The sequence below is a fragment of the Geobacillus sp. LEMMY01 genome (assembly GCF_002042905.1).
Classification (GTDB): Bacteria; Bacillota; Bacilli; order Bacillales; family Anoxybacillaceae; genus Geobacillus; species Geobacillus proteiniphilus.
On sequence record NZ_MVKA01000055.1, the window covers coordinates 1 to 10,958 of the forward strand.

At 53.8% G+C, this 10,958-nt stretch carries 7 protein-coding genes, 1 rRNA gene, 1 pseudogene and 2 riboswitches; of the genes and pseudogenes, 1 reads left to right on the forward strand and 8 read right to left on the reverse strand.

What is annotated here, in order from left to right:
• A 16S ribosomal RNA gene (locus B1A75_RS18415) occupies positions 1-287 on the reverse strand; the annotation flags it as partial.
• A 423-nt stretch (positions 288-710) separates the two neighbouring features.
• Here B1A75_RS18415 and B1A75_RS18420 point away from each other — a divergent pair.
• A pseudogene (locus tag B1A75_RS18420) lies at positions 711-920 on the forward strand (ATP-binding cassette domain-containing protein); the annotation flags it as partial.
• 146 nt (positions 921-1,066) lie between these two features.
• Here B1A75_RS18420 and B1A75_RS18425 read toward each other — a convergent pair.
• The 7 genes from B1A75_RS18425 to B1A75_RS18460 form a co-directional block, all read right to left on the reverse strand.
• Positions 1,067-2,392 (reverse strand): NCS2 family permease, encoded by a 1,326-nt coding sequence (locus tag B1A75_RS18425; protein ID WP_074044546.1) that lies wholly within the window; start codon positions 2,390-2,392, stop codon positions 1,067-1,069.
• Between the two features lie 100 nt (positions 2,393-2,492).
• Positions 2,493-2,594: riboswitch (purine riboswitch) on the reverse strand.
• 88 nt (positions 2,595-2,682) lie between these two features.
• Entirely contained in the window at positions 2,683-4,215 is a 1,533-nt protein-coding gene (gene guaA, locus B1A75_RS18430) for a glutamine-hydrolyzing GMP synthase (protein ID WP_079936679.1), read from the reverse strand.
• A 61-nt stretch (positions 4,216-4,276) separates the two neighbouring features.
• Positions 4,277-4,378, reverse strand: a riboswitch (purine riboswitch).
• 40 nt (positions 4,379-4,418) lie between these two features.
• Positions 4,419-6,581 carry a transglutaminase TgpA family protein gene (locus tag B1A75_RS18435; RefSeq protein WP_079936678.1) on the reverse strand — a complete coding sequence of 721 codons (2,163 nt, stop codon included), beginning with the start codon at positions 6,579-6,581 and terminating at the stop codon, positions 4,419-4,421.
• Positions 6,578-7,753: a DUF58 domain-containing protein gene (locus B1A75_RS18440; RefSeq protein WP_074044543.1), complete on the reverse strand. Its 1,176-nt coding sequence runs from the start codon at positions 7,751-7,753 to the stop codon at positions 6,578-6,580. The genes B1A75_RS18435 and B1A75_RS18440 overlap by 4 nt, the downstream gene beginning before the upstream one ends.
• Entirely contained in the window at positions 7,750-8,706 is a 957-nt protein-coding gene (locus B1A75_RS18445) for an AAA family ATPase (protein ID WP_074044542.1), read from the reverse strand. The genes B1A75_RS18440 and B1A75_RS18445 overlap by 4 nt, the downstream gene beginning before the upstream one ends.
• A gap of 199 nt (positions 8,707-8,905) precedes the next feature.
• Positions 8,906-10,276, reverse strand: coding sequence for a class II fumarate hydratase (fumC, locus tag B1A75_RS18450; RefSeq protein ID WP_074044541.1), 1,371 nt, complete (start codon positions 10,274-10,276; stop codon positions 8,906-8,908).
• Positions 10,277-10,665: 389 nt separating this feature from the next.
• The coding region (locus B1A75_RS18460; protein WP_139761767.1) for a transposase at positions 10,666-10,958 on the reverse strand (293 nt) is incomplete at its 5' end.

Sequence of the window (10,958 nt, forward strand, 5' to 3'; positions counted from 1 at the left end):
CGCCTTGGTGAGCCGTTACCTCACCAMCTAGCTAATGCGCCGCGGGCCCATCCGCAAGTGACAGCCAAAGGCCGCCTTTCAACCRAAGACCATGCGGTCTTCGGTGTTATCCGGTATTAGCTCCGGTTTCCCGGAGTTATCCCGGTCTTGCGGGCAGGTTGCCCACGTGTTACTCACCCGTCCGCCGCTGACCGAATCAGAGCAAGCTCCAATCCAGTCCGCTCGACTTGCATGTATTAGGCACGCCGCCAGCGTTCGTCCTGAGCCAGGATCAAACTCTCCAAAGAAAATTGATCAGCTTTTCGCATTGTCCAGCTTCGGCGCCTAGCTCTCTTCTGCCAAATAACCTTCCCCCTTGGGGTGCAAGCACCCCTGCGAGTGAAGAACATTTGGCTTTGAGATCGCCAGGATGGCGATATTTCGCCGTTGCCCGCAGGACGCGGGCTGCCTTTAGGCGAAATTACGGCGCCTCAGCTTTTCTATTGCGCTTCGTTTCGTTCAGTTTTCAAGGAACGAGCTATCCTTTCTTCGTTCGAGGAACTTACCTCCTCGAAAGCGACTCTTGTAATATATCATCTTTTTTTATTTTTGTCAACACGTTTTTTGCTTTTTTTCGCCGCATCGAAGCGGCTCTAATAATATATCACCCAGTTTTCTATATGTCAACTATTTGAACGCTCTCCCACCTACGCTCACGCTTAGAGGTGGGAAAATGGGAAAAACACGCCTATGAAAAGCGGGTCGATGAGTTGCTTGAACTCGTCGGATTGGATCCGGCGACGTTCAAGCACCGCTATCCGTCGGAGCTGAGCAGCGGGCAGCAGCGGCGCGTCGACGTCGTCCGCGCCCTGGCCGCTGAACCGGACATCATTTTAATGGATGAGCCGTTCAGCGCCCTCGACCCGATCAGCCGCGAGAAGAATTGATTTTTCAAGTCCTCTCAAATTGAGAAGAGTTGGTTTTGAGCTCTTTTTCCCTTAAATCACCAGTCTTTTAGGACATACAAAAAAGACTGCCCCGAAAGGCCATCCAACCGGCCTTTTGGAACAGTCTCCCGTCTCCATCACTATTCCCGCAAAAAGATGAAGTAACAGATAAAGACGACAAACAGCACATATAACAGCGGATGCACGTCTTTGGCGCGTCCTTTTAAAATCATCGTGATCGGGTAGAAGATGAAGCCGACGGCGATGCCGGTGGCGATGCTGTAGGAAAGCGGCATCGTGATGAGCGTGAAGAACGCCGGCACGGCGACTTCGAACTTCTTCCAGTCAATCTCGCCGATCGATGATGCCATCAGCACTCCGACGATAATCAAGGCCGGCGCGGTGACCGGTGCGGTGATGACGCTTAACAGCGGCGAGAAGAACAACGCCAGCAGGAACAAAATCCCCGTCACGACCGCGGAAAACCCGGAGCGCCCTCCGGCGGCGACGCCGGCCGACGATTCGATGTACGACGTCGTTGTCGATGTGCCGAACACCGCCCCAACCATCACCGCTGTCGCATCGACGAGCAGCGCTTTGCCGGCGCGCGGCAGTTTATTGTTTTTCAACAACCCGGCTTGGTTGGCGACAGCCAAGAGCGTCCCGGTCGCATCGAAAAAGTCGACAATAAAGAACGTCAAGACAACACCGAGCATTTTCCACGAGAAAATGTCCGGCAAATGTTTGATCGCCACACCGAAGGTTGGCGAAATATCCGGAATAGCGCCGACAATTTGATGCGGCACTTTGATCAAACCAAAAATCATGCCGACAATTGCCGTAATAACCATACCGTAAAAGACGCCGCCATTCACTTTTTTCACCATTAACACGACGGTGATGAACAAACCGAAAATGGCAAGCAGTGTATTGCCGTCTTTCAAATCGCTCAATCCGACTAACGTCGCGTCGTTATTGACGATGATGCCAGCGTTTTGCAAGCCGATGAACGTGATGAACAGCCCGATCCCGGCACCGACAGCGTATTTCAACTCCACCGGAATGGCATCAATAATTTTTTCCCGGATACCCGTCAATGTTAAAACTGTAAAAATCACCCCGGAGACGAACACCCCGGCGAGCGCCGTTTGCCACGGAATGCCCATATGCAGCACGACGGTGAAGGCGAAAAAGGCATTCAGCCCCATCCCAGGCGCCAAGGCGATTGGATAGCGGGCCAACACTCCCATCAAAATCGATCCGTACGCCGCCGCCAAGGCGGTAGCGACAAACACCGCTCCTTGGTCAATGCGCAGTTCATCAGGAAAATCTTTCACAGCGCCGAGCGACAAGGTAAACGGGTTGACGAACAAAATGTACGCCATCGACAAAAACGTTGTCAGCCCAGCGATGATCTCCGTCCGATAGTTCGTGCCAAGCTCATCAAATTGGAAGTACTTTCTCACGTCTGCCCCCTCCTATACATAAAATAAAAAACGCTTCTAGCAGCTACCAGAAGCGTTGACTAGGAAGGAATGACGAACAGAGAGAGGACAAACAAGCACTCTCCTATCCCGCATCCCTCGTAGTCAAGCTATTTACGGTAGCTTGGTAGAAACTCCCGAGCCATATTCCCGGGATTATACGACGGAATTCGACAATATTCATGATTCCACGGCTATTGTATCAGCCTGTCGGTTGCTTGTCAAGAAAAAAGACGAACATTTCTTTGGAAATGCCCGTCTTTTGTTCGTTTTTATTCCCACTCGATCGTCGCCGGCGGCTTGCTTGTAATATCGTAGACGACGCGGTTGACATGCGGCACTTCGTTGACGATGCGGGTTGAAATCCGCTCGAGCACATCCCACGGGATGCGCACCCAATCAGCGGTCATTCCATCGACTGACGTCACCGCACGAATGGCAACCGTATAGTCGTACGTGCGGGCATCCCCCATCACCCCAACGCTGCGAATGTCGGGAAGGACGGTGAAGTATTGCCAAATTTCGCGGTCCAACCCAGCTTTTTTCACTTCTTCGCGCAAAATGGCGTCTGATTCGCGAACGATTTCCAATTTTTCTTCCGTCACTTCTCCAAGAACGCGGATGCCAAGCCCCGGCCCCGGGAACGGCTGGCGCCAAACGATTTCGTCTGGGATTCCTAGTTGCGTTCCGAGGGCGCGCACTTCGTCTTTAAACAGTGTATTGAGCGGCTCGATCAATTCAAATTTCATGTCTTCCGGAAGCCCGCCGACATTGTGGTGCGACTTGATCGTTTGCGCCGTTGCTGTGCCGCTTTCAATAATATCCGTGTAAAGCGTGCCCTGCACTAAAAATTCGATGCCTTCAAGTTTCGCCGCTTCATCGTCAAACACGTAAATAAATTCGTTGCCAATGATTTTCCGCTTTTGTTCCGGGTCCGTGACCCCTTTGAGTTTCGCCAAAAAGCGGTCTTTCGCATCGACTTTAATGACATTCATCTGGAACTGCTCACGGAACGTCTTCATGACACTTTCGGCTTCACCTTTGCGCAAAAGGCCATGGTCGACGAAAATACAAGTAAGTTGATCGCCAATGGCGCGGTGCACCAAAACGGCAGCGACCGACGAATCGACTCCGCCGCTTAAGGCGCACAGCACTTTTTTTCCGCCCACTTGTTCGCGGATGCGGCGCACCTGCTCATCAATAAAGTTTTCCATCGTCCAGTCGCCCCGGCAGCCGCATACCTCAAAGACAAATTTCTTCAATAGATCATTGCCGTATACCGAGTGGCGCACTTCTGGATGGAATTGCACCCCATACCATTTTCGCCGTTCGTCACTCATCGCAGCAATCGGGCACGAAGGGCTCGTCGCATCGACAGCGAAACCAGCCGGCGGAGCGGTCACCAAATCGCCGTGGCTCATCCAAACGACTTGCTCGTTCGGCAACCCATGAAAGAGCAGCGAGTCGTTTTTGACTTGGATGAGCGCTTTGCCGTATTCACGGTGCACCGCTTTTTCCACCTTACCTCCTAAATGATGCGCCATCAGCTGCATCCCGTAGCAAATCCCTAAAATCGGCAGCCCCAACTCAAAAATCGCTGGGTCGCATGTAAACGCTTGTTCATCATACACGCTGTTTGGACCGCCCGAGAAAATGATTCCTTTGGCGTTCAGCGCACGGATTTCCTCAGCACGGATCGTGTGCGGATGCAGTTCGCTGTAGACGCCAAACTCACGGATGCGGCGGGTAATCAGCTGGTTATATTGACTGCCAAAGTCCAAGACGACGATCATTTCTTGGTTCATGTTTTCCACCCCGTCAAAAAAATAACGCTGCCATTGCCCAAAACATGGATGAAGGCAGAATAGCAGCGTCTTCTGCCTTCATAGTCGGGCCGTTTACGGCGGCCCGGTAGAGACGCGCAAGCCATATTCTTGCGCTTATATGAAGGGCTTTCGTCTGTCCGTATGCAAATTTGAGTTCATTCTATCAACTTGACGGCAGGCGGTCAAGAGATCGTCCTTTTTATTAAATTTTCCCACAATTTCACCGCTTCACGGACATTGGCTTCCTTGATTCCCGTTCCGTATACGGCGCGTTCATATAGTTTCGTCAACCGATTCATTTCATCTGTTTCAAACAGGCGATCCACTTCGGCGGCGTATTGACGCAGCGTTTCATGCGGCCGACGCTTAAGTCCATAATCTTGCAAATGACGAAGAAGCGCCCCGTACGCAGAAATGAGCCAGGCGGCCCCATCAAGCTTCCGGCGGCGGAACCGAAACAGCGTAAAGCGCGGCCACCATTTCCGCCTTGTCGCATAGGCCGCTCCGCCCAACACGGCCAACACGACCAGCGTAGTCAGCCCCGTTTTCCACGACCAAACATCCGCCAGCTTCTCCCACCAATGCTCCGCCTGTGCCGTCGAAGATTGCTCAAGTAATTGATCAAGCGGCACACGCGGCGTTTCCCGTTCTTCCGGCTGCGGCTGTGGTTCTGGCTCCTCTGGATTCGAAGCGGCAAGCGAGAACGCATACGGATTGACAAACCCTTGCGTCGGCTCAAATGGCACCCAACCGATGCCTTCAAAATACACCTCGACCCATGAATGGGCGTCGTTGTTGCGCACTTCATAAACCGATTGCCCGTCTTGCTCCCCAACCAACCGTCCGGATGTGTACCCTTTCACCCAGCGCGCTGGAATGCCCAGTGTGCGGACGAGCACCGCCATCGAGGTGGAAAAATTGTCGCAATACCCTTGCTTCGTCTCAAATAAAAACTGGTCGACGTAATCTTGGCCAGGCCCGGGAACAGCGACGTCCGTCGTTTCGTACGTGTATCCGTTCAGATGAAAGTATTGCTCGATCGCTTTTACCTTGTCGTACACGGTTTCTTTTCCATCGGTAATTTGCTTTGCCAACTCGCGAACCCGCTGCGGAAGCGTCTCTGGCAATTGCGTATAGCGTTTCAAAAAGGGCGGGTCTTGGACAGGGGGCGCGGCGCGCAATGCCTCAATCGGAAAATCTGGCTCCATATACGTCAGCATATACTGACGGATCGGAAGGGCGTTGGCGTTTTGATCGGTCGTATAAATTTTTTCCGTCGCCATATGCATGCGGTAGACGATATGGTCAGACGTTTGCACCTGTTGCAAGCCGAGCGGATAGACGAGATGAAACGCCTGGTCTTGGCGGGTGATTTCCGCCGTCTGCTCGACCGTCTTGACTTTGTCGCTCCACCATTCATACCTAATCAGCTCCCCGTTTCCAAACGACTGGACTTGTTCGCTTTGGAACGCTTCCCACCCTTTTCCCGTGTAAATGTCTTTCGTTTCGACGCGCCAATAATGACGGCCTTGGTCTTTGGCAATGAAAACGACGGTATCATCAGCGATAAACGGCCCGCCGAGGCGCGAATCGTTTTGTCCGTAGCCAATTTTCTTTACGCCGGCGGCGGGTCGGTTATCGGACTCCTGCTCCGAGGTAGCGCCATAGCTGTGAATAAACGCCACCGGATCCGGCCATTGCGGCGGCAGCTTCGGACCGGCATACCCAGCCGCAAGAGCGACGGCGGGAATGAATAGAGCAGCCGCCCGCCACTTTCCGATGCGAAAAGACGGCGCTTTTGCCTGCAGCTCTTCGCCCTGGAGCCAAACGAAAGCAAAAAAGCCGAGCGCAACAAGACGAAGGATCGCCCCGTTGCCGCTATATGGCAGAAACGTATCAAGCACAGCGATATACCCAACCGTCAACGCGTATGGGACAAACCACCGGTTCCGCCGTACAATAAGCCAATGCAACAGGAACGAAACGGCCCATAACAGCAGAAAAAAGGCAAAGGTGCGCAACGCATCGCTCGGCATAGAAGACCGATCGCCCAACAACCAGACGATGCTATCCCGCCAAAGCGCATGAGGCAAAGCGGCGATCGAAGCAAAAGAAAATAAACGAGAAAGCGCCCACCATATATAAACCATTTTCCCGAGCGCGGAAAGCCATATGGGAACACGGAGCAAATGAAGTCCGAAACAAAGGGCGACAAATGATACAAACACGCCTATATGCGCTGTATCGGTGACGGCCTCTAACGGCCAAAGCCATTCCGTGAGCAGCCAAGCGGCTAGGGCGTTAGGCAGCACGGTAGATAACATGTTTGCCCTTAACGGTCTCATCCATCTCCTCCTCCTTGCCGGACGGTTTGCAACACCTGCGGGTCAATGCGCGATACGTACACTCCGCTGCGGCGAAGCCTGTCCGCCCAGTTCCGCTCGTCCTCTCCCCATTCATGGTTGACAACATACAGAACAATATGGCGTTTTGGTGCCATTGCTCGCAGCTGCCCGGCCAACTGGGCGGACAACGCGGACGTCACAATGATGCAACCAGCAGCCGTCCTCCAGTTCGCCTCCTCAGCTAAAACATGCGCGAGCGGCTCTTGGCCGCCGACGTCCACTTCCGCCAACCGAAGAAGAATCGACTGCCACTGTCCGTCATGACGGCGCGGCGCTAAGAAAGAACACTCTCTTCCAGCAACGATCAGCCCGACCGGCACCCCTTCATCCATCAACGCCTTCGATACGGAAGCCGCTAACGTGACAAGCTCCTCAAACCATGGAGACGCGGCGCCGTCGAGCACAACGATCCAATCGTCATTGCGCTGTTCATCAAACTCTTTGGTCATCAGTTCCTGTCTGCGCGCTGACGCCTTCCAATGCACCCACGACATTTTGTCCCCAGGCACGTATCCACGGGCGCCGGCCGCCACGGCCATATCGCGGCGATAGGCAAGCGTGCGCGCAGCTTTTCCTTGGGCAAACCATTCGCGCACCATCTCGGACGGCCATTCGATATAACGTGGATAGACGATGACCGTGCACGGGGCATAAAACGATGCCGTTTTGTTCACCCAGCCAAAGACATCGCGCGCTTCCAAGCGAACAGCTTCCAATTGATGACGGCCGCGCGGCAAGGAAAGCAACCATGTACAAGAAAGGTGGCGGCGAAACGGCCAAGCAATCATCGCTCCTCCGTGCTTCCGCCCTTCCTCAGCAACAGCAAGCGCCGCCAGCGGAACCGCCCACGGCAACTCGATACGAACCATCACCGGAATCGATTCACCCGCATGGTAGCGCCGCGCCGGCACCGTCCGGCTTACCGCCGCGCGCCGAAGCGGATACATCGCGACCAAGAACGCATACAAACCGAACGGCAAAAAGCTGTAAAACAAAAACCAGCTGACAAATCCACCTTGAAACATGGCGTACGAAAACAAGACAGCCGCCAAAAGCAACAGGCGAAGAAAAGCGGGCCATCGTCGGCCATTCCATTTTCCTCTCATGCTCATCGCCGCCCTGGCACCGGCACCGGCGTGCGGGCAATGAGCTGTCCGATGATGGTTTCCGCATCAAACTTGTCCCATTTCGCCTCCGGCCGGACGAGCAGGCGGTGGGCGAGCACATAGGGAGCGAGCTGCTGCACATCATCGGGGATGACAAAATCGCGGCCATGGATGAACGCGTACGCCTGCGCCGCTTTCATCAAGGCGACCGACCCGCGCGGACTCACGCCTAAATAAACCGCTTCATGCTGACGGCTTTGTTGGATGAGATCGACGATATATCGTTTCACGGTATCGCTCACATGCACGTCGGCTACCTTTCGTTGCAGCGCAAGCAATTCATCAAGCGACATCACCGGGCCGATCTCCGCCAGCGGTGCCGTCTTTTCTAGACGGTTTAACATTTCGATTTCCTCGTCAGGGGACGGATAGCCCATATGCAATTTCAACAAAAACCGGTCAAGCTGGGCCTCAGGAAGCGGATACGTTCCTTCATATTCAATCGGGTTTTGCGTCGCCATCACAAAAAACGGCTGCGGCAGCGCCCGCGTGACACCATCCACCGTCACACTTCCTTCTTCCATCGCCTCAAGCAGCGCCGACTGCGTTTTCGGCGACGTCCGGTTAATCTCATCAGCCAACACAATATGGGCGACAATCGGGCCGGGCTTGTACTCAAACTGCCGTTCTTTTGGATTATAGACGGAAACGCCGATCACATCGCTCGGCAACAAATCCGGCGTAAATTGAATCCGTTTCAGCTCGGCGCTGAACGATTTCGCCAGCGCGCGCACAAGCATCGTCTTGCCGACGCCCGGCACATCTTCAAGCAACACATGGCCCTTGGCCAACAGTGCCGTTAAACTGAGCACAATGACATTGCGTTTTCCGACAATGACTTGTTCAATATTGCGGACAACTTGCTCAAGCGGGGAAAGCAACGGTTCGTTGATCGTCATGACATCAAACTCCTTTTATGGTGATCAATGGGACTTTTAGGGGTAGGCACTATCTAGTTTATACTATTAATATAATATCGAATATACACAACTTTTGGAATGGATTTGCAACAAAGGGGAAGGAGAAAAAGGGAGAAATCAAAAGAGAAATCAAAAATGAAAACGCCCATCCCACGGAAGCGGGATGAGCGCCTTTCCCTTAAATCATCTTCTCCGGTCTCACCCATTCCTCGTACTGCTCCGCCGTGACATACCCGGTTTTCAACGCCGCTTCCTTGAGCGTCAACCCTTCGCGATGGGCGAGCTTGGCGATTTCCGCCGCCCGGTCGTAGCCGATATGCGGGCTTAACGCCGTCACGAGCATGAGTGAGCGGTCCACGTATTCTTTCATTTTCGCTTCGTTCGCCTCCAGCCCTTGGGCGCACCGTTCATCAAACGAACGGATCGCATCGCCGAGCAGCTGCACGGACTGAATGGCGTTATAGGCGATGACCGGCTTGAACACATTTAATTGGAAGTTGCCTTGGCTCGCCGCAAAGCCGATCGTGGCGTCATTGCCGAACACTTGCACAGCGACCATCGTCATCGCTTCGCTTTGCGTCGGATTCACTTTCCCCGGCATGATCGAGCTTCCGGGTTCATTGGCTGGAATCGTGATCTCCCCGAGCCCGGAGCGCGGCCCGCTCGCCAGCCAGCGAATGTCGTTGGCGATTTTCATCAAATCGGCGGCGAGCGCTTTCAACGCTCCGTGGACGTAAACAATCTCGTCATGGCTGGTCAACGCGTGGAATTTGTTTGCTGCCGAGCGGAATGGGTAGCCGGTTTGCGCTTGCAGCTGTTTGGCGACTTGTTCGCCAAACGCCGGCGGCGCATTGAGCCCTGTGCCGACCGCCGTGCCGCCGATCGCCAAATCAAGCAGCTTCTCACTCGCCTCCATGATCATCGCCTTGCTTTTGTCAAGCATCGCCCGCCAGCCGGAAATCTCTTGTCCAAATGTGAGCGGCGTCGCATCTTGCAAGTGGGTGCGCCCGATTTTGATCGTCTTCCCATATTGGCGTTCTTTGGTCGCGAATGTCCCGATCAAGCCATCAAGCGCTGGCAGGAGGTGCGTTTGGATTTTCGTGTATATAGCGATATGCATCACAGTTGGGAATGTGTCGTTCGAGCTTTGCGACATGTTCACATCATCATTCGGGTGAATGCGCTCTTCCCCCTCATCCAGCAGCTCGCTCGCCCGTCTCGCCACGACTTCATTGACGTTCATGTTCGTCTGCGTGCCGCTTCCCGTCTGCCAGACGACGAGCGGAAAATGGTCATCCCATTGGCCCGCCAAAATTTCCTCGCACGCGGCCACAATCGCCCGCTGCTTCGCTTCGCTCAGTTTCCCGGCTCGGTGGTTGACGATGGCCGCCGCTTTTTTCAACTCGGCATAGGCGTAAATGAGTTCAAGCGGCATCGTTTCTTTGCCGATGCGGAAGTTTTGCCGGCTCCGCTCCGTCTGCGCCCCCCAGTACTTGTCGGCCGGCACCCGCACCTCGCCGAGCGAATCGCGTTCAATCCGCACGTTCATTCCATTCTCCTCCTTTGGATGTCACCTTTCCATTTCTAATTTTACCCAAAATCGGCAATGAAACAAATGAGCAGGCAAAACATCTATATAGATGCGACGAAGAAGTTTAACATCTCCTTGACGGAAAAGCGGTTTGTCTATTTTCGACTGTCGAAGGCAAGCCACAGGCTTGCCTCCGTCACGCCAAGGCGTGACGGAGGACCGAACAACCGCCTGCTTCACAGACCCATATATGGGTCTGGAAGCGGCGTTGTTCGGTCGCCCGACAGTCGATCAAATACTCGGTAAAAGCTGCAAATGGTAAAGCTTCAAATTGCATCTATATAACTGTAGATGAGCATTTTTCATTACAATAATTTCCATGGTTAGAGAGACAAACAGGGAACCCCTTAGGCGACATGGAGCTGTTTTTTGATCACATCAATGGGAATCTCTTGCTTCGCGGCGTTATAAATGAACTCGACGACGCTGTGGCCTTTCCGCGATCGAAGAAGCTCCAATCCGGTGGAGAGGTCTTGCTGGGATTCCGCTATGCTGTACACGCAGGCCAAGAGCACCACCGCCCAATACCGTTTCACCGCCCGAATGTGGCGGACGCGGTATCCATCCAGCTTCAGTTGATCTTTCGCCTGTCGGAAAAAGCATTCGATTGTCCAACGCTGGGCATAGTAACGCAAGATGT

Bases quoted from the DNA above. Each gene is read 5' to 3' on its own strand.
- guaA (WP_079936679.1), bottom strand. From the start codon at position 4,215: ATGAACCAAGAAATGATCGTCGTCTTGGACTTTGGCAGTCAATATAAC.
- B1A75_RS18435 (WP_079936678.1), bottom strand. From the start codon at position 6,581: ATGAGACCGTTAAGGGCAAACATGTTATCTACCGTGCTGCCTAACGCC.
- B1A75_RS18440 (WP_074044543.1), bottom strand. From the start codon at position 7,753: ATGAGCATGAGAGGAAAATGGAATGGCCGACGATGGCCCGCTTTTCTT.
- B1A75_RS18445 (WP_074044542.1), bottom strand. From the start codon at position 8,706: ATGACGATCAACGAACCGTTGCTTTCCCCGCTTGAGCAAGTTGTCCGC.
- fumC (WP_074044541.1), bottom strand. From the start codon at position 10,276: ATGAACGTGCGGATTGAACGCGATTCGCTCGGCGAGGTGCGGGTGCCG.